This window comes from Pseudomonas sp. ADAK7 (genome assembly GCF_012935675.1).
Classification (GTDB): Bacteria; Pseudomonadota; Gammaproteobacteria; order Pseudomonadales; family Pseudomonadaceae; genus Aquipseudomonas.
The window spans coordinates 4,105,492-4,123,841 of sequence record NZ_CP052861.1 but is presented as its reverse complement, the minus strand read 5'-3'; the positions used below and the strand labels follow the sequence as shown (position 1 = coordinate 4,123,841).

Annotated in this window: 20 protein-coding genes; 11 read left to right on the top strand and 9 right to left on the bottom strand. The window is 56.6% G+C overall.

The features are described 5' to 3' along the window. Nucleotides 1–89: 89 nt before the first annotated feature. The 5 genes from HKK53_RS18960 to HKK53_RS18940 all read left to right on the top strand — a co-directional run bounded on the left by HKK53_RS18960 (nt 90) and on the right by HKK53_RS18940 (nt 3,813). The gene (locus HKK53_RS18960) at nt 90–1,376 is read left to right on the top strand and encodes an OprD family porin (RefSeq protein ID WP_169372089.1); all 1,287 of its coding nucleotides are present in this window, start codon (nt 90–92) and stop codon (nt 1,374–1,376) included. A 230-nt stretch (nt 1,377–1,606) separates the two neighbouring features. Then, nucleotides 1,607–2,353, top strand: coding sequence for a 2OG-Fe dioxygenase family protein (locus tag HKK53_RS18955; RefSeq protein ID WP_133837792.1), 747 nt, complete (start codon nt 1,607–1,609; stop codon nt 2,351–2,353). Between the two features lie 13 nt (nt 2,354–2,366). After that, nucleotides 2,367–2,804 (top strand): GNAT family N-acetyltransferase, encoded by a 438-nt coding sequence (locus tag HKK53_RS18950; RefSeq protein WP_178117459.1) that lies wholly within the window; start codon nt 2,367–2,369, stop codon nt 2,802–2,804. Beyond that, nucleotides 2,801–3,517: an AzlC family ABC transporter permease gene (locus HKK53_RS18945; RefSeq protein WP_169372088.1), complete on the top strand. Its 717-nt coding sequence runs from the start codon at nt 2,801–2,803 to the stop codon at nt 3,515–3,517. Before HKK53_RS18950 ends, HKK53_RS18945 begins: the two co-directional genes overlap by 4 nt. Then, nucleotides 3,496–3,813: an AzlD domain-containing protein gene (locus HKK53_RS18940; protein WP_010464672.1), complete on the top strand. Its 318-nt coding sequence runs from the start codon at nt 3,496–3,498 to the stop codon at nt 3,811–3,813. The genes HKK53_RS18945 and HKK53_RS18940 overlap by 22 nt, the downstream gene beginning before the upstream one ends. Here HKK53_RS18940 and HKK53_RS18935 read toward each other — a convergent pair. Beyond that, nucleotides 3,730–4,656, bottom strand: coding sequence for a LysR family transcriptional regulator (locus tag HKK53_RS18935; protein ID WP_169372087.1), 927 nt, complete (start codon nt 4,654–4,656; stop codon nt 3,730–3,732). The two genes, HKK53_RS18940 and HKK53_RS18935, sit on opposite strands and share 84 nt — an antisense overlap. A gap of 319 nt (nt 4,657–4,975) precedes the next feature. Here HKK53_RS18935 and HKK53_RS18930 point away from each other — a divergent pair, with 319 nt between their 5' ends. Beyond that, nucleotides 4,976–5,386, top strand: coding sequence for an MbcA/ParS/Xre antitoxin family protein (locus tag HKK53_RS18930; RefSeq protein WP_149659072.1), 411 nt, complete (start codon nt 4,976–4,978; stop codon nt 5,384–5,386). Continuing rightward, the gene (locus HKK53_RS18925) at nt 5,386–6,063 is read left to right on the top strand and encodes an RES family NAD+ phosphorylase (protein ID WP_169372086.1); all 678 of its coding nucleotides are present in this window, start codon (nt 5,386–5,388) and stop codon (nt 6,061–6,063) included. Before HKK53_RS18930 ends, HKK53_RS18925 begins: the two co-directional genes overlap by 1 nt. 188 nt (nt 6,064–6,251) lie before the next feature. Here the strand turns inward: HKK53_RS18925 and HKK53_RS18920 are convergent, their stop codons facing one another. Next, a complete protein-coding gene (locus HKK53_RS18920; RefSeq protein WP_123598117.1) occupies nt 6,252–6,536 on the bottom strand; it encodes a DUF3077 domain-containing protein in 285 nt (94 codons plus the stop codon). Nucleotides 6,537–7,030: 494 nt separating this feature from the next. Between HKK53_RS18920 and HKK53_RS18915 the strand changes: the two genes are divergently transcribed. The 4 genes from HKK53_RS18915 (at nt 7,031) to HKK53_RS18900 (ending at nt 9,059) form a co-directional block, all read left to right on the top strand. Beyond that, nucleotides 7,031–7,198: a hypothetical protein gene (locus HKK53_RS18915; RefSeq protein ID WP_169372085.1), complete on the top strand. Its 168-nt coding sequence runs from the start codon at nt 7,031–7,033 to the stop codon at nt 7,196–7,198. 232 nt (nt 7,199–7,430) lie between these two features. Further along, entirely contained in the window at nt 7,431–7,652 is a 222-nt protein-coding gene (locus HKK53_RS18910; protein WP_169372084.1) for a tautomerase family protein, read from the top strand. Beyond that, the gene (locus tag HKK53_RS18905; RefSeq protein ID WP_169372083.1) at nt 7,649–8,305 is read left to right on the top strand and encodes a DsbA family oxidoreductase; all 657 of its coding nucleotides are present in this window, start codon (nt 7,649–7,651) and stop codon (nt 8,303–8,305) included. The genes HKK53_RS18910 and HKK53_RS18905 overlap by 4 nt, the downstream gene beginning before the upstream one ends. 43 nt (nt 8,306–8,348) lie before the next feature. Next, the gene (locus tag HKK53_RS18900) at nt 8,349–9,059 is read left to right on the top strand and encodes an SDR family NAD(P)-dependent oxidoreductase (protein WP_169372082.1); all 711 of its coding nucleotides are present in this window, start codon (nt 8,349–8,351) and stop codon (nt 9,057–9,059) included. Nucleotides 9,060–9,123: 64 nt separating this feature from the next. On the opposite strand, the gene HKK53_RS18895 is transcribed toward HKK53_RS18900, so the two are convergent. The 7 genes from HKK53_RS18895 to HKK53_RS18865 form a co-directional block, all read right to left on the bottom strand. After that, on the bottom strand, nt 9,124–10,647 hold the full coding sequence (locus HKK53_RS18895) for an FAD/NAD(P)-binding protein (RefSeq protein WP_169372081.1): 1,524 nt from the start codon (nt 10,645–10,647) through the stop codon (nt 9,124–9,126). Nucleotides 10,648–10,787: 140 nt separating this feature from the next. Further along, complete coding sequence (locus tag HKK53_RS18890) at nt 10,788–11,975, bottom strand: pyridoxal phosphate-dependent aminotransferase (protein WP_169372080.1); 1,188 nt, start codon at nt 11,973–11,975, stop codon at nt 10,788–10,790. 23 nt (nt 11,976–11,998) lie between these two features. After that, the gene (locus tag HKK53_RS18885) at nt 11,999–12,871 is read right to left on the bottom strand and encodes an acetaldehyde dehydrogenase (acetylating) (RefSeq protein ID WP_169372079.1); all 873 of its coding nucleotides are present in this window, start codon (nt 12,869–12,871) and stop codon (nt 11,999–12,001) included. Between the two features lie 19 nt (nt 12,872–12,890). Beyond that, nucleotides 12,891–13,904 carry a 4-hydroxy-2-oxovalerate aldolase gene (gene dmpG, locus HKK53_RS18880; protein WP_169372078.1) on the bottom strand — a complete coding sequence of 338 codons (1,014 nt, stop codon included), beginning with the start codon at nt 13,902–13,904 and terminating at the stop codon, nt 12,891–12,893. A gap of 37 nt (nt 13,905–13,941) precedes the next feature. Continuing rightward, a complete protein-coding gene (locus tag HKK53_RS18875) occupies nt 13,942–14,976 on the bottom strand; it encodes an AbrB family transcriptional regulator (protein WP_169372077.1) in 1,035 nt (344 codons plus the stop codon). An 88-nt stretch (nt 14,977–15,064) separates the two neighbouring features. After that, a complete protein-coding gene (locus HKK53_RS18870) occupies nt 15,065–16,306 on the bottom strand; it encodes an ATP-grasp domain-containing protein (protein WP_169372076.1) in 1,242 nt (413 codons plus the stop codon). A 689-nt stretch (nt 16,307–16,995) separates the two neighbouring features. Beyond that, nucleotides 16,996–18,348 carry an ATP-dependent nuclease gene (locus HKK53_RS18865; RefSeq protein WP_169372075.1) on the bottom strand — a complete coding sequence of 451 codons (1,353 nt, stop codon included), beginning with the start codon at nt 18,346–18,348 and terminating at the stop codon, nt 16,996–16,998. Between the last annotated feature and the right edge of the window lie 2 nt (nt 18,349–18,350).

The following is an 18,350-nucleotide window of genomic DNA, read 5'->3' as shown; positions in this document are numbered from 1 at the left end:
CCTTTTTGTTTCGGGGTGAAAAAAGAGCGCAATAGCGCCATTTCAGCCGTTCGGCACAGCGCGTATCAACCAGTAATAAGGAAAACAAAATGTTGAATAAGCGAATCAGCCTGATCGCTCTGGGGATGTTGAGCGCTACACAGGCCATGGCTAACGACCAGGCCGAAACCAAGGGATTTGTTGAAGACAGCAGCCTCAAAGTGCTGCTGCGCAACGCCTACATCAATCGTGACTACAAGGACGGCAACCCGGATAGATCCGAGTGGGGCCAAGCGGCCATCGGTACGTTCTCGTCCGGTTTCACCCAAGGCACCGTCGGTGTCGGCGTCGACGCTTTCGGTCTGTACGCACTTAACCTGGAGCGCAGCGAAGACCGCAGCGGTGCCCAGGGTATCGACTTCTTCAAGAAGGGCGACAGCGGCAACCCGGCCAACGACCTGTCCAAGGGCGGCGCAGCGGTCAAATTCCGTCTGTCCAGCACCACGCTGACCTACGGCGACCAGATGCCGGAATTGCCGGTGCTGAACTACGACAACTCGCGCCTGCTGCCAGAAAGCTACACCGGCACCCTGATCACCTCCAAGGAGATCAAAGGCCTGGTCCTGAACGCCGGTCGCTTCACCGCCGAGTCGCGTAAAAGCGCGGAAGGTCGTGACAGCGGTGGCTTGAAGTCGATCAACGTGTTGGGCGGCAGCTACCAGTTCACCGAGCAGTTCAAGGCTGCGGTCTACGCTTCCGACGTCGAAGACGTGCTGAAGAAGCAATACGTGAACGCTAACTACGTGTTCCCGATCGACAAGGATCAGTCCCTGACCCTGGACTTCAACGGCTATCGCACCAAGCTGGACAATTCCTACGTCCGCGAAAACGGTATCACCGGCGACGACAACAAAATCTGGAGCCTGGCCGCGACCTTCGCCACCGGCCCGCACTCGTTCACCATCGCGCATCAGCGCAGCACCGGCGACAGCAACCTGGGCTACGCCTACGGCGGCTATCAGAAAGACCAGGGGCGTGTCGGCGACGGTGGCAACACCATCTACCTGGCCAACTCCTACTGGTCCGACTTCAACGCCGAAGACGAACGCAGCTGGCAGCTGGGCTACGGCCTGGACTTCAGCACTTTCGGTATTCCGGGCCTGAGCTACAACGTGGCTTACGTGCGCGGCGACAACATCACCACCTCTACCAGCGAGGGCGGTACCGAGCGCGAAATCTTCAACCAGTTCAAGTACGTCGTGCAAAGCGGCCCGGCCAAAGACCTGAGCGTGAAGTTGCGCAGCTCGATCCTGCGTGTGTCGCAGAAGTCCAGCGAGTACAACGTCAGCGGTAACGAACTGCGCGTGTTCGTCGATTACCCGATCAACATCTTCTGATGATCAATTGAGTGGCTAACACTCAATAAAAAACCCCGACTGGCTCGGGGTTTTTTTTTGCGGCATTTTGGTGGAAACGTTCTAAAAGCGCTTTTTTTGGCATAAAAACGTCAATTCAAACGATCTTTTTATGGCGCTTCAAGCAACGCTTGAGATGCCTGAAATTCTTTCTCATGGACGCAAATCCTGCACCTAATAGATTAGGCCGCTCAATGCAGCGGAGACTTGTAATGATCGTGTTAAACAGAGAAGTTGGCGAATCGCTAAGACGCGACAAATTTGTCAACGTCCAGGGTGGTGACTTCAATCTCTACGGTCATTTTGCCGACTTCGTCCGACTGACCAAAAGTTGGGAAAACATGGAACCGGACAGCTACTACGGCCAGGCCGAATCCGGTATGCGTTTTCGTCGCTACAGTGACTTCGAATACAACCCGGTAACCCGCGAGCTGACGCAACTGGAGCATCGGGCCTATGTTCAGTCCAAGGCCAACAACAGCTACGTCGGCGGCATGGTTCGCCACTTCCAGGACTTCTCCGACGAAGTGATCAACTCGCCGGTAATGCGCAGCCTGATCGACATCGATTTTGAAGTGTATAAAAACGTGCTGCCGCCGGAGTTGCACGATGAAATCTGGCAATGCCAGATCCATCAGATCCGTATCGAGATCAAGCCAGGCAAGCAACTGGAAATCACCCCCGAAGGCATTCATTGCGACGGTTATCCGTTCAGCGGCGTGCACTTCTGGGGACGCAACAATGTGGACGGTGCCGAAAGCCGTCTCTACAGCGCCCACGAAGAGCAACTGGCGTCGACGACGTATCAGGAAATCCTCGACACCACGTTCTTCCTCGACCGCGACATGCGCCACTACGTAACCCCGGCCCGCAATACCCATTCCCACGACATGGCGTACCGGCAAATCCTGGCGATTTCCTTCTCGCGGCCCGGGACCGCTTTCGACATTGTTCGCTGAACAGCTCGACCCCATGGACAGCCCCTCCACATCAGTGATGATGTGGCGGGCCAACGCAAAGGATGCCGTGCGCCTGGAGCGCTTCTTTCGGCAGTTCGACGAAGTGTCGTTCTGCGACTGGCAGGATGCCAAATGCCTGCGCGGTGTGTTGGTGCAGAAAACCACCACCGCGTACCTGGCGCTCGACCTCAGCGGCGAAGTGGTCGGCGCGGTGCTGGGCGGTATGCTCGGCAGCCGTGGCACCATCAACCACTTGGCGGTGAGCCCGCTTTATCGCGCCCAAGGCGTGGGCCAGCGCCTGGTGGAAGCGGCTTCGGCGGACATGAAACGCGTGGGTGTACTGCGGATGTTCCTGTTCGTCGACGATGCTAACCTTGCCGGCAAACGTTTTTGGACTGCCCAGGGTTTTTGCGAGCCGCGTGGCGAAACGACCTTTGAGAGGGACCTATGAATGAGACGTCCAGCAGCCAGCCGCTGATGGTCGAGCCACAGCCTTCGCGCACGTTTGCAGAAGCCAGTCCGGTAGTGGCCGGCTACTTCACGGTGTCGTTTGTGTTTGGCTTGATGGCCGTCAACGCGGGGTTGCCTGTGTGGTTGCCGGTCGCAATGTGCCTGTTCGTGTATGCCGGGGCTTCGCAGTTCGCCGCGTTGGCGCTGATCTCCAGCGGCGCCTCGCTGACCACGATTATCCTCACCACGTTTTTGATCAACGCGCGGCACATGCTGATGTCGGTTTACATGGCCAAGGCCTTGCGGGCGTTGGGGCTAAGTCGTTTTGAGCGTTGGTGTTATGCCGGCGGACTGACCGATGAATCCTTCGCTTTCCACAGCGTGAAACTGGGCAGCGGCGCGCCGGTCAATGTGCGTTACCTGATCGGCTTCAACCTGTTTTGCCACACCTCGTGGGTGCTTGGTGGATTGCTCGGGGCGATCTGCGCGCAGTACGCGTCGCACTTGATCAAATATCAACTCGACTATGCCCTGACCGCGATGATGCTCTACGTGCTGGTGTCGCTGTGCAACACCCGCAACAAGCTGATCGCCGCACTGGCCGCAGTCGCCTGCATGGGCGCCTTGAGCCTGGTCGGCAGCTCGCCATTCAACGTATTTATCGCCACATTTGTGGGTTGCGGGGTGGGTGTATGCCTGACCAAACGTTCCTGATCCTGGTCGTGGTGCTGATGATGGCCGTGACCTTCCTGCCGCGCGCATTGCCGCTGCAGGTGAACACCGACCACTGGCCACCGTTTGTTGCAAGGGCGTTGGAATACCTGCCAGTGGCGATCGTCGCTGCGATCAGCCTTACGCCCTTGTTGATCAAGGACCAGCATGTGCAGCTCGATCGCCCGGAATTCTATGCAGCGATTCCGACGTTGTTATGTGCGTATTTCAGCAAAAACCTCTTTCTCAGTGTGGCGGTCGGGACGGCTGCGTACATTGCGCTCGGCTCGTTCATGTAGGCGCAAGTCGACCACATCGCTCAAGGCCTGGCCCGACAACTCAGGGTTATTGACCGCCAACCGCACTTCGAGGAAATCCTCGAAACCGGGGAAAATGGTCAAGCCGTTACGCTGTGCGGCGTCGCGAGACACCATGCCGATGCCGTCCATTTGCGGGATCAGCGACAGGGTCAGGGTTTCGCTGCAGGAATAAATCATCCGTTGGCCGGTTTCGTAGTTGCCGAGGCCGGCGTCGAGAAAGCGCAGGAAGCTGTGGGAATACGGACAATCATCCGCAGGACGAACCTGAAACTTGTCGCCCAGCATCACCAGCGGATCGTTTTCCTGACCACAGTGAGCGCCGACCACCTGAACGTGTACGTCCGGCAACAAAATGCTCGGCATCCCCGGTTTTTGCGGTCCGATCAAAACGGCCAGGTCGAAGTCTTCATTCTTCAACTTGCTCAGATTTTCCATCGACTCGGCGTAGGAGAATTCCAACTGATGGTCAGGAAACACCTCAAACAGGCGTCCGATCATGCGCCGGTTGAAGTCCTCCGACAGCGTGGTATTCAACGCCACCTTCAGCGTGCGCTGGCCGGGTACCTTCAGCGCCGCGACTTTCTCTTCCATCTGCCGCGTCGCCACCAGGACCTTGTCCATATACGGCGTGAGCTCCGTGCCCTGCGCAGTCAGGGTCAGGCCCTTGTTGGAACGTCGAAACAGGCGAAAACCAAACTGCTCTTCGACCTTGTTCAACTGCGCGGCCAACGCCTGCACGGTCAAACAGGAATGCTCTGCCGCCGCCGACAACGAGCCGGTCTGCACGATGCGCATGAGGTTGCGTAAGGTTCTGCTATCCATGGGGTAATGCCCTCTAAAGTGGGCTGGCAATTGTTGTGTACTTAGCGGCCGATCCTGCACCTATGCCGGCTATATTCCTGCACCTGAGCATAGTTGTCGCGGGTTTAGTAGCGAATTGATTCCGCAGCCGATGGCTGGAGGCTTACACAGGATCGGGGTTTTTGGTGATGGTGGGGTGATTGGGATCAAAAAAACGCGGGAGGTGTGCGTCTTTTCGATTAGGTGCAATAAAGGCTCTTTATTCGCTTATGGATTAAATTCACATATTTATCCGTATCTGTACTAGTCTGACTCTAGACATTGCTACGGAGGCGATCCCATGCCTACCTCATCACCCGCCCTCAGCCCACAGCAACAACTCGACTCCCCCGAAGCCGGCCGGGTTGCGCTCAAGTTCTTCTTCAACCTCATGGAACGTTGGGGTTGCAGCGCCGAGCAGCAACGCACGCTGCTGGGCAAAGTCGGCAACACCACGTTCTACAAGTACAAACACCTACCGCCCAACGTGCGTCTGCCCCACGACACCCTGGAACGCATTTCCTACCTGATGGGCATCCACAAAGCGCTGAGCATCATCTTCAGCAATAGCCGCGAGCGCGCCTATAAATGGGTCAGCAGCCCGAACACCGCCGCGCCGTTTAACGGCCAAACTGCTTTGGACTACATGCTGGTCGGCCGCGTGGTGGACATCGCTGACGTACGCCGCTACCTCGACGGAGTGCGCGGTTGATGGCGCCGGAACTGGCCGATCCGCAATGGTCGCGAGCCTATCGGATCGTCAACAGCTGCTTCCCGCCGATCTCGTTATTTGAAGATGTGCTCGATCCGGAAGACCTGCCTACCGCGTACGCCCTCGAAGCACTCACCAACGACCGATTGATGGAAGAGGCCGGCGTGCTCTCCCGGGTGCGTCCTGAGGATCGAATCTCTGGACCCGGCTCCACGCCGGTGATGGCTGCGTTTACGCATATCGGCAAAACCAGTCGCTTTACCGATGGCACATTTGGCGTCTATTACGCCGCTAGCAGCCAGGCTGCGGCTATCGCCGAGACGAGCTATCACCAGGAACGGTTTCTCGCTGCGACCAATGAGCCAGACCTTGAGTTGACCATGCGCACTTACGTCAACAAGGTCGTCAAACCGCTACATGATATTCGCCAAAACTATCCGCAGCTTCATGATCCAGACCCGACTGCTTACGGCCCGTCCCAGGCGTTCGCTCGGCAACTTCGCGAAACGTTGTCATGGGGATTGCTCTACAACAGCGTTCGGTTGCCGGGGCATGAGTGTGTTGCGGCGTTTCGACCGCCGGCGGTGTCGATTCCGAAGCAGGGGAAGCATATTCGGTATGTGTGGAGTGCGAGCAGTCGGAGGATTTCGTTTGTGTTTGAGGTGAGTGAGGTTTGAGTGGGAGGGGCAAAAATTGTTAGATCTTGAGACTGCTTGGCCGGTTTCTAATCGTTTTTAAGCAAAAGGTCAGTTTTGTAATCGTTTTTATGCAGGGATAATCGATTTTATGCATGGAGCTCAAATTTTTAATGATTCCAGCACGCAAAAAGCCCCGATTGATTCGGGGCTTTTTTATGCGTGCGCGACTACGTTGGACGGCGGTTGTTACATGGTGCGTCGAGAACCTTCACCACGTCATCGATGATCGCCTTGCTCATTTCCTGCAAATAATACGACGCCCAGGCATGCCGGTCGGTTTCGCGAACCATGGCAGCGTCAGAGGCGAGCAGTTTGGCGACGTGGAGCAGGTTGGAAGCATGGGAAAGGGCTTCGATCACCGGGACACCGGAGTTGATGCGAAACAGCGCTTCGTTGGCGTGGTAGGAGAACGGGGTGAGGCCGATGGTTTTCAGGTCTTGAGGGATGGTCATTGGGCACCTCCGGTTTTTGGGCGGTGGTGGGTGATGACCGGTGCAGCAGTGGCGCAAATTTTGGACGGACTGATGGCAAGCATTAGCAAAACTCCTACATATAAGTGAGAGCTGCCACGTTCGTTCTCAGGCGAATGGGTGACAGCTGTGCGCAGGCTGAGAACCGGAAATGTAGGAAACCGGCAGACCCGAAGGCCTCCCACGCACAGCCGCCATAACACGGAAATGCAGGCACAAAAAAACGCCGACAATCGTGATTTGGTGGCGCTCGTGCGCCTACATATTACCCGGGTTCTCAGGCCCGGTCGCTGAATTGGCAGCGACGGCTTGAAGGTAGCTTGAGGCGGGAGGATGCGCAATTGTGGCGAGGTGGTGGCGTGGGGTGAACGGTTTAGTGTTTTTTATGGCTGAGCAATAATTATTGCCCGGGCATAATTTTGATAATTTGGATGACCTACCAATAGGGTTGTCGATTTGCTCGAGGAGCATCAGCAATGGATGTAGAACTGAATCAGTTTCAGAAGGATTTGCTGGAATCTGTGCGTGAGATGAAAACGAGACAAGTCCTTCCTGCCGCTGAGAAAGAAGACTTAAACAGTGAGAAACGGTTCGAATCGCGCAGAGACACGTCGCCAGAACGCGTCGAAAAAGCTGAGAAATAGCGACAAGTAACCTGGCGGATTACATGAAACGGAAATGATTGCGAAAAAATGGAGATTGGCCGATTCAACATTTTTGAAGCAAACAGTTTTAGCGCCTGCCGCTGCCGTAATCATTACACCAAGTAACTAATGAAGTACCCACCCCCACCTTTATCCCCCTGACCCAACCTCCTACATTTATCTCCAACGCCTCCCCCTCATCCCGACGGGGCAGGTCACTGGAGATTCCCTCATGCCTTTCGTCAGCGTTCGCATTACCCGCGATGGCGTTACCTCGGAGCAGAAAGCTCAGGTGATCGCCGAAATCACTGAAACCCTGCAGCGCGTCCTCAAAAAGGATCCGCACCTGACCCACATCGTGATCGAAGAAGTCGACACCGATAACTGGGGTTACGCCGGCATCTCCACCACCCAGTACCGCAAGCAGCTGGCTGACGCGGAGGGCAAGTCATGACCGCGACTGTCGCTATCGATTTCATCTCCGACGTGGTGTGCCCGTGGTGTGCGTTGGGTGCGACGGCGTTGGAGCAGGCGATCGAGAACGTGGCCGGTGAGGTGTCGGTCGAGTTGACTTACAAGCCTTTCGAGTTGAACCCGGACATGCCGGCAGTCGGCGAGAAAGCGGTCGAGCATTTGATGCGCAAATATGGACGCACCGCCGAAGACGTCGCCGCCGGTAAAGCGACGCAAATCGCTCGCGGCGAGGCCCTCGGTTTCACCTTCGATCTGGAGAAGCGCAGCCACTTCTACAACACCTTTGATGCGCACCGATTGCTGACGTGGGCATTGCGGGAAGGGCGGCAGGTCGCACTGAAGAAAGCTTTGCTGCGTGGCTATTTCACTGACGGCCAGAACCTGAGTGATCGCGAGACGCTGGTTCGACTGGCGGCAGAAGTGGGGCTGGATGCGGGGTCTGCCCGTGAGGTTCTGGCATCCGGAGCGTTCGCCACGGAAGTGCGTGATCTTGAGGAGTTTTATCGCGAGCGCGGCATCAATTCGGTCCCGGCCATGGTGCTGAACGGCCGTCACCTGGTGTCCGGTTCGCAGTCGGTCGAGTACTACGAACAGATGTTGCGGCAAATGGCGCAGGCGCCTGTTGAAGCCTGATTCATCACTTTTTCAAACCATCATTTATTAGTTGAGGTTCATCATGAGCAACTCGAAAAAAGTCATCGTTATCACGGGCGCTTCCCAAGGTCTCGGCGCCGGCATGGTCAAGGCGTTTCGTGATCTGGATTACAAGGTGGTCGCCACTTCGCGTTCGATCAAACCGTCCACCGATCCGGACATCCACACGGTGGCGGGCGACATCGGCGATCCGGCAGTAGCCCGGCAAGTGATTCGCGAGGCGATTGAGCGCTTTGGTCGTGTCGATACTCTGGTCAATAACGCCGGGATCTTCGTCGCCAAACCGTTTACCGCTTACACCGAAGAAGACTACGCCGCGGTGCTGTCGGTGAACTTGAATGGCTTCTTCTACATTACCCAACTCGCGATTACCGAGATGGAAAAACAGGGCAGCGGTCACGTCGTCAACATCACCACCAGCCTGGTGGATCACGCAATTGACGGTGTGCCATCGGTACTGGCGTCGCTGACCAAGGGTGGCTTGAACGCGGCGACCAAGTCCTTGGCCATTGAGTACGCCAAGCGTGGGATTCGAGTGAATGCGGTGAGCCCTGGCATCATCAAGACGCCGATGCACAGTGAAGAAACCCACGCGGCCCTGGGCGCACTGCACCCGGTCGGGCACATGGGTGAAGTCCACGACATCACCCAGGCGATCGTCTATCTCGACACTGCAAACTTTGTCACTGGCGAGATTCTGCACGTCGATGGTGGGCAGAGCGCGGGTCACTGAGACCTGGTTTCACTCGCCGCTTAAACGCCAAAGCCCTCGCATTTCTGCGAGGGCTTTGTTGTGTTCAAACATGCTCTTCCACGCGTTCAACCCTTTGGGTTCCTTCTATCCATTCCATCGCGTCCGCGCAGCGGAAGGCGTGTCGCCCGTTGATTTCGAGCGCCGAGGTGAAGAACAGCTGGCCAACGGTGAGTTCACCGACCGCATAAATATGCCGTGCCGAGCCCATCCTGCCCTGAATGCGATAAGTGTCCGGGTCGATGCAGATTCCGCCCATCGGATGACAGGTTGCCGTGCCGTTCTTCAGGAGCGAGGCCAGCAACGTCGACTCCAGCAAGTTGGCGTCCCGCGGGAAGCCGATCGCGTAGATCACGCGGTTATAAACATACGCCCAGCCAATCCCCCGAATGGCCAGTCCCTGTGAATCATCTGGCGCGGGCGCGGCGAATGAGCCGGCTACGAATTCGAGCTGGCCACTGCGAAGGTAACTGAGGATCTTGCGCGCGTTTTCCACCGGGATCGAGACGCGGTAGGCCATGAAGAAGCTGAAATACTCGCTCATGAACCTGGCTTGCGCGGTGTCGTCCAGCGACTGCCAAAGGTACTCAATGAAGCCGTTGGTCGCGTAGAGGATGGCTTGCCAGATACGTGGCGATTGCGAGAGCGTGATCTCGTTTTCGATGAAGCTGATGACGTCGGTCGGAGGGGCTGGCAAGGGGATCACGACGCTTGCCGAGGTCGGGTCCTGAGCGGCCAGTTCCTTGCGAAACAGCGCGACCAGGTCGCTGATCTGCAAGGGCCCATTTTGCGCGACGAGCGCGCGGATGCCTTCCTGGGTCAGGTGCTTGAGTTCGACACGTTCCTGGGTGCCGCGAGCCACAGGGAAATAGCCACTGCGCGAATGCATGCGAATCACACCGCGATGCCCGCCTTCGATGAGCGCGATCACGGTATCGATAGCGCTCAATCGCGCGCCGATCACCGCCACGCGTTCATCCGGGGAAATCTTTTCGAGAAGGCGCGAAACCGGATAAGGCGTATCCAGCGAGCGCTCGTCCTGCTGGCCGGGATCGGTTTTCTTGCTCAGGGCGCCACAGAACAGGAAGACCTTTTCGGTGCGGATGCTCAACCCGCAACGCGTGCGCACGGTCTCCGCGCTATCGATCAGGTCGATCGCACAGACCTCTGCATTCATCAGCACTAACTGACAGCCTAGGGAGGCGCCGCGCAGCACGATTTTCTTGAGCTGATCCTGCAAGTAAACGCCGAACAACGCCCGCGGCGCATAGCTGTCCGGTAGCGGGTTAAAGGCGGGGAACGCACGCCGCCACGCGGCTGGATGTTTTTCGAGCCAGCCCTGGAAATGACCTGGGAGATGGGGGTAGGGCGTAATCAGGCTGGTCTTGGTGTTGAGGATGTTGCTTTCGAGATCATCCTCATAGGCCGCACCGCGTCCGAAGTCATCGCGTTTTTCGAAGAGATAAATGGTTCCGGCCGGAGCGACACAAGCCGCGACGCGATCGAGGTGACGCTGCAGGAAGGCAATGGCCGTCGCGCCGCAGCCGACGATTGCAAAGGCATTTTTCATCAAGGTATTTCCTTATATAAAACCGCTTCCCTACGTTCGCTTCGGCTTGGCAGGAGAGGGGCGGCGGCGCGCCACCACCCTTTCCCAATGAAACGCTGAGCTGCTCGCGGTCACCCGCAACGCACGAACTTCACCGACAGTCACGACAGGGCTGCCAGGAACTCTTTCAAGCGCACGACGCCGGACTTGACCTGCCCGGCATTGCCGGAATACGACAATCTCGCGTGGCCGGGCGCGCCAAAAAAGCTGCCGGGGATCAGCGCCACGCCGTATTCCTCCAGCAGCACGGAGCAGAACGCTTCGTCATCCGCAATCAATCGGCCCCGGTAGGATTTGCCGAGGGTTTGGCTGATATCCATAAACAGATAAAACGCCCCCGAGGGTTCGCAAAACCTCAGGTGCGCGGCGCCCTGCAAGTCGGCGAGCAACGATTGGCGTTGCGCGAGCAAACGGTCCCGTGCCGCGTGGGAAAACGTCTGGTCGCCACCGAAGGCCGCCGCTGCCGCTGCCGCTGCGATGGGTGGAATGTTCGAGATCGAATTGGAATTGAGCGTGGTGACCGCATCGGCAATCCGTGGATCGGCCGCCAGCAGGCCAACTCGCCAGCCCGGCATCCCATAGAGCTTGGATACGCTGTCGATCTTGATGATGCGGTCGCTCAAGTCTGGCGCCACCGACAGGAGGCTGGGGCAACTCTCCATGCCGTAGACGAAACGCTGATAGACATCATCCGAGATGATCCACACATCCTTTTTGCGCAACACCTGCGCCAGAGACGCGAGTTCGGCCGCGGTATAGACGGCCCCGGTAGGGTTGCCAGGCGAGTTCAGCATGACCACCCGCACCTTGTCGCAAAGCGCGCTTTCAAGGGCTTGCGCCGTCATCTTGAAATCGGTTTGCGCCGAGCAACTGACGTTGACGACACCGGCTCCGACCAGGTCGGCGATGTCGAAATAGGTCGGCCAGCAAGGGGTGGAAACAAGGATCTCGTCGCCGGGGCGAATGATCGCTCGCAGCACGCTGAACAGAAGGTGCTTGGCGCCGAGGCCGGCCACCAGGTTCTGCCTGGAATACTGGGTAAAACCCAAGTCATGCAGATAGCCCAGATACGCCGACAGCAGCGCCTCGTCGCCGCGGCTCGAGCCATATCCGCCGGTGTCTTCGTTGGCCGCCCTGACAGCGGCCTCGACGATATGAGGGGCGGGCAGGAAGCCCGGCACGCCGACGCCGAGATCGATGACCGGCCGCGGCGCTTCCCTGACCTTTTGGGCGACACCGAGAATAGGGCAAAACCGCGCAAATTCGAGATCTGGCGAAAGAGTAGGCATGGCAATGTCTCCTTTACGCTGAGTCAGGCGGCGCGCTCGGCCTGGCGGCCTCGAGCCATGAGCGCAGCCATGTACGTTGCCGTCGCCGTGATGATGTCGAGGTTGCCCGCGCTTGGATCGAGGAAATGCCCCGCGCCTTCGACCCGCACCATGGTGAACAAGCGGCCTTCGCTGTAATGGAGGTCGACGATCACCTCATACCCCGGCACGGCCGATTGAACCTGGGCCACGGCACGCTCGACTTCGCGTCGAGTCGCGGCCAGATCGACGTCGTCGATCAGCGCCGAAACCGCGGTCTGCATGTAGACGTTGGGTTTGGCGGGATTGACGTTCAGGATCGCCTTGACGTCCTTGCACCCGGTGAAATGGATCAGCGCATTTTCAGTCGTGGAGATGTAGTTGCTCAGGTTACGCCGAGTGGCCGGGCCGGCGCTTTCGGCACTGATCGAGGACACGACTTCGATATAGCGCACACGCGGATTGGCCCGGGCGATGGCCGCCGCGAGCGGGATGGACGCCTGGCCGCCACAGGTGATCATGTTGATATTGCTGGCCCCTGTCAGCTCCATTCCATTGAGGGAGGGAACGCACAACGCGCCGAGGGCCGCCGGGGTCAGGTTGATGATTGTTTTTCCGGCTTCGATCAGGCGGGACGCATGGGCTTCATGGTCTGCCGCCGAGGTGGCATCAAAAACAAGATCGAATTCGTTGAGGTGTTCGAACAGACCGTCGACGCCGTTCGCGGTCGTCGCGACCCCGCGCTCGCGCGCAAAAGCGAGGCCGGATGACGCCATCGAGCGACCGGCAACCAGCGTGCAATCCAGGTCCGGGTGGGCGAGCACCTTGCAAAGTACATCGCAACCAATATTGCCACTTCCGATAATGGCAGTTTTCAAAGACATTTTAGCTCCAGAGTCAGGCGACGGCGGGTTGAGAAAGGCGGCTTGCCACCGAGATGATCAGGTCCTCTTGGCCCGCCACTGCATTGCATCGCGCAAGCTCTTCGTAGATTTTTCGAGGCTCGACACGAAACTCGGACGCCGCGCGGGTCACGTGCTTCTCGAACCCGCTGCAGACGCCATAGAGGCCGCTGATCAGATTGGCGGTCTTCACAATCGTGGGGGTTTTGACGGGCGCGAAGTCTTCGAGACTCTCGACGGCCCGGCAAAGATCAAAGACCTTCACTCCGGTCTCGAATGTGTAGCGCTCGAGCACCGCGCACAAAACCTCCAGCTGGGTATTGCCGGCTCCCGCGCCGAACCCGCGCATGCATCCGTCAATGATCGTCGCACCGGCCTGGGCGGCAGCCAGCGAGTTGGCAATCGCCAGGCCAAGGTTGTTGTGGCCATGGAAGCCCACGGGAATGGCGAGCTCCCGGACCAGCAGGCCGATCTTTTCCCGGGTGCTGTCAGGGTCGAAGTGCCCCGCGGAATCCATCAAGACCAAGGCGTTCGCGCCGTAGGCCTGCTGCTTGAGTGCCTCTTCGAGCAGTTTCTCCGGGCTGGCCATGTGGGTCATCATCAGGACACCCTGTACGTAGGCGCCTTTGGCACGTGCATGCTCGATATAGCTTTCGGTCAGGCTGGCCTCGGTGCAATGGGACGCGATGCGCAGCACGTCGACCCCGATCTGCAGTGCCATATCGATGTCGCTCAACCGCGCAAATCCGGGGATCAGATGGACCCCGAGTTTGGAGTGAATCAGGTTGGCCCGTGCCGTTTCGAGCATCTCCGCATCCTTGTGCCGCGCGATGCCGAGTTGCAGAGAAGAGGCCCCCAGGCCGTTGCCGTGGCCCACTTCCACAACGCTGAGCCCGCATCCGTCCACGGCTCGGCAGTAGGAGGCAATGTCCTCCAGGCTCAGGGAATGGGAGACCGCATGATTTCCGTCGCGCAGCGTGGGATCGTGAATTGCAATGGCATGAGTCATCGAGATCAAGTCCTTATCATTCGAAGTGGAGAGGCAATCACTGTTCAGGCTGAGGGTTTTCCTGCAACAGCCGCTTGGGAAGGAACACGGGCGAAATATGGATGATCGACATCCGTACGACGTGATTGAGCATCACGAAGGCCGGATCAAGTTTCAGCAGCAGCGCCGCTGCCGTCATGACCTCGACACCACCGGGAACCCAGGACATGAACAGGGCGAGGAAGGGCTTGCCGGTCAGCTTGCTGAAGGCAAAGGCGACCAACAGCGTCGTGCAGAACGTCAGGGCAGTGACCACCAGGCCTGCGCGGATGTAGCGCACGAAATCCTTGAAGGTAATGTCCTTGAGGCGAATACCGATCAGGCCGCCCAGCAGAATCAGCGCGACGATCGCGAAGGGATCGGGAACGTGCAGATTGGCTTGAGGAAAGCCGACATTGACCGCGGCGGTGCAAATCAGGCCGGTCAACATGTAAGGCGCGGGAACGTCAAAGCGCTCCAGCAGATAGCCAAGGGCGACAGCCGCGATCGCAGGCGGGATAACACCAAGGTAGTTATCAAAGGAGCCCAGGACTGGCGCCGCGCTTTCGGCATGTCCGCCGGCGATGATCGTCACGACCAGCAGCAGCGCGAGCAAACGAATAATGTGCACGAACGCGATGCGTCCAGAGGCGGGGCCGTCCTCCCCGGAGACGGTCATGACAGCGGCCATCGCGCCCGGAATAGAACCCAGCAGGCTCTCGATATGGCCCCATTTCTCCATGCGTCGTAACCAGTTGTAGCCGACGAAGATCTGCGTGGTCATGCAGATGAGAAGCCCGACCAGAATGCTGAAGTCGGTCAATTCACGCATCATCGAAGCGGTGACGATGGAACCGACGCTGACCCCGAGCAGAAGCTGGACGGTTGCCACGAACGGGTAGGGCATCCGCATCGGCACGCCCATTTTGCTCAGCGCCGTGACCACGCAGATCGCACCGATCAACTCGCCGAGCGGAAGCCCGGTCATGTAGCCGATCCACGCCCCGAAGGCCGCCACGGGAATGGGGATAAGGCTTTCAAACAGAGTCTTCATTGAATTTCCAACTTATCTGAAGGCGTGACAATTCCATCCAGTCCAGGAAGGTCAGCGCATTTATTTGGAAAGGATGCGAGGTGCCGGTCTAGACCGCTTGCGCGATTTCGCTGCCGGCCCAGTCGCAACGCTCATGGAACCAGCTCTCGACCTGTTGAAGCTTCTCCCGCAACTCAGCCTCATCCCGCCCCGCCACAATGGCGTTCAGGATCTCGGAGTTGGTGAATTCCATACCGCCATAGGCCGTCATCTTCTTGGCTGAAATGCGGTATTCCAGGACACCGTCGAGCGGGCAGTTTTCCGGTACGTCGCGCAGGAGGCCGACGCGTGGGGGAATGCTGATATGTCCGACCATCCGCAGCGGTGCGGCCAGTGGTTCGGGGCGATAGAGCGGATCACGGAGCGCATGCAGCAGGGTCATCCGCGGATCAATGCCCCAGGCATGAGTGAGTTCCTGATTGAAGAAAACCCCACCCAACCGAGAGGCAATTTCGCAGAGAATGATCTCGCCATCTTCGGCCACGAAAAGCTCAAGGTGAAACAACATGGTCGGCTCGGACGGCAGCACATCCTCGACGAGCAACCGCGAATAACGGACCAGCCGATCACACATCGGATTGTCGGAGTTGAGCATGTGCAGGTCATGGGATTTCCCGCCGAGGAAGTCCAGGGCCGAGGTCATGACGCGCACCGGGGAAATCAGGATCGGCTGTCCATCGATGTAGAGCCCGTTGACGATGTAATGGCTGCCGTGCACAAACTTTTCGATCATCAGGTTGTGGAACGTGCTGGAAGTGCGCTCGGACAGCCACTCCCTCAACTGCGCCATGTGCCTGATCACTTCCACGCCGTTCGAGCCGCGACCGTCTCGAGGCTTGATGACCACCGGGAAATCGAACTGCTCACTGAAGCGAACCGCCTCGGTGGCGTTGCCGATCGACGCCATTTCGGCGATCGCAAGCCCGCAATCCTTGGCGCGTTGCTTCATCAGGAACTTGTCCCGGTACAACATCGCGCGGCCTTCTGCGCCCTGGCTGACCCCGAGCCGATCATTGATGCGCGCCACCCGCAGCACATCGACCTCGGCCAAGGCCACGCATAGAGGCGTCTCGAGTCCCCGCGCGATCTGATAGGCATCGATCTCGACGAGCGCGTTGTCATTGAAGTTGTCGAAGAGCTGGTAGCGGACCTTGTCGCCAAGGTGAGCGGCAATCTCTTTGGTTCGAGAGGTGCAGCTCAACAGGATGCCACCGCGGCCAAGCGCGGCAGACCAACTCGCGGCGTCGTGCTGGAGAAGAATTTTGGGCGGGCAAAAAACGATCAGCTGCATATGGCCTTCCTGGCAATCTGGCATAGCGTGTAAAGCTCCAACAAAAATTGATCCAAACCCTCGACGTGGAAGGGCAACGGTACTTTCTGTTACTGAAGTAGAACGTCATCCGTTCGTGGCGCAGGCTTGATGCCTGGAAACCATCAATGCCTCCAGGCACATCAAATCCATGCCAACTCCGGTGCTTGGAAACATCCTGATGAAAACTTTATTCGCAGGCCAATACCGTTTCGGTCGTTATTGATACCCGAGACCTGGTTGTTCAATAGGGCAGGTGCCGTCACCGGTGTTTGTTCTATTCGTGGTATCGGCTCGACCGCTGACGCGCAATCACGCGCACAGCCCGCTAAAGCAGTGTGGGTCAGGCGAGTTTTTGAGGGTGTCGAAGAAGGGGGAGCGCCGACGAGGCTGCCGAAACATTTGAATGTGGACGTTTTGTGGACGTTTTCACGTTTTGACGTGAGAGAGTTCCGAAGCCCAGAAACGACAAAGCCCCTGCATTGCTGCAGGGGCTTTGTTTTGTGTGGTGCGGCACCAGGAGTCGAACAGCGCTACAACCCATTGTAAAAAAACATATTTGTTATATGTGTTTTTTATTCTATCTCTAAATGTATCCTTTTTGATGGGGCTATCTGTTGGCGATATTCCGGGCCAGAACGAGCAGTCCCCTATCATTTATAGAATTCGTTTCAGGCCTTTGGGTCTACGGGGTCGTATAAAAAGGACTTTAGTATTTCCGAGAATTTCGTTATTTCGTCAATGTAGATACGGCACAAGTACTCAAAGATTTGAGCTTCTGACATTAGCCGTCTACTAGTTAACTTGCTGAACATGTCTTTGTCGTCATGAAACGTAAGACCGGCGGACACTCGTACTAGTTCTTCTGCACCTGACAGATAATCCTCGTAAATTTTCTTCTCCACGCTGCTAAGAGGGATGCAATGAACATTCTTAAAATTAAGAGTGTGCTTTTGGTCTGCTTGGTCTCCATCCAGTATCGAAATTACGTTATCTTTTGTCGACAGAAATTCTTCGTCAGCATTTCTTTGCATTAAATTAACTACATTGGGCGCTCCGCCAATGTAAATAATTTTGAATCGATAAAAAGTTTCTGCGCAAAATTTATTAATAATGAATTCTAAAAAGCGCTGCAGTACTTTGTCTTCAGTTAAGATGTATTTGTCCCATCCCTCGAATCCAAATAACAAACTTTTGATGAAGTTGTAAGAGACTGGAAGTGGGCTTACAATTCCGTCTACCTCCTCCAAATGAAATAGCTCGCCGTACAGCAGTGTCTTCATTAACGGGAGGGAGTGCGTGGTGAAAAAAATGTTAACCTTATACTTTTCACAGAACTCTCGTAGCTTTCCAGCTAGTTTTGTTTGTGCGGCAGCATCCAGTGAAATATCTATTTCGTCAATAGCAATGAGTTTTGCCCCGCCCTTTATTTTTCGATAAAGGCTGATGAGAAAAAACTCTCCGGAGCTCAAGTAGTCTTCTCGGATATATTTGCTATCGTCTAACAAAACGCAATAATAGTTTGTTTTTTTGATTTTTATCTCTACTAAGGTGTCAAATCTTGAAGTAGAGTAAATCTCATTCAGCATTTTTATAAGCTCTAACGGACGCTCATGATTATCCAATACGATAGATCGTCGAATATCTAGGTCAGCTGAGATGATATTTTGGAAAAAGTTAAACCTCTGGCCATATGGCATAGGCAATTCGGCATCAATGCTTGCCTTGATTTCGTCTGGTATTATATCTTTTGAGTTGAGTGTCCTGATCTCCGGATCATAATAAAAGCTATATTTATCATCTTCTGCAGTATAAATTACGGCGCTGTCTGTATTGAAGATGCTAGCCGGGGATGTCCGTGCAAATGTGTCAGCAAACTGGAGGTTTTGAATAGCCTTGACTAACGTGGTTTTGCCTGCGCCGTTTCTTCCTACGATACAGGTTAACTTGCACGAACTCAGGTCTAAATCTACAAGCATGTTTCGAATGTGTTGAATGTTGGAGATCTGGATTCTCAACTTCATGG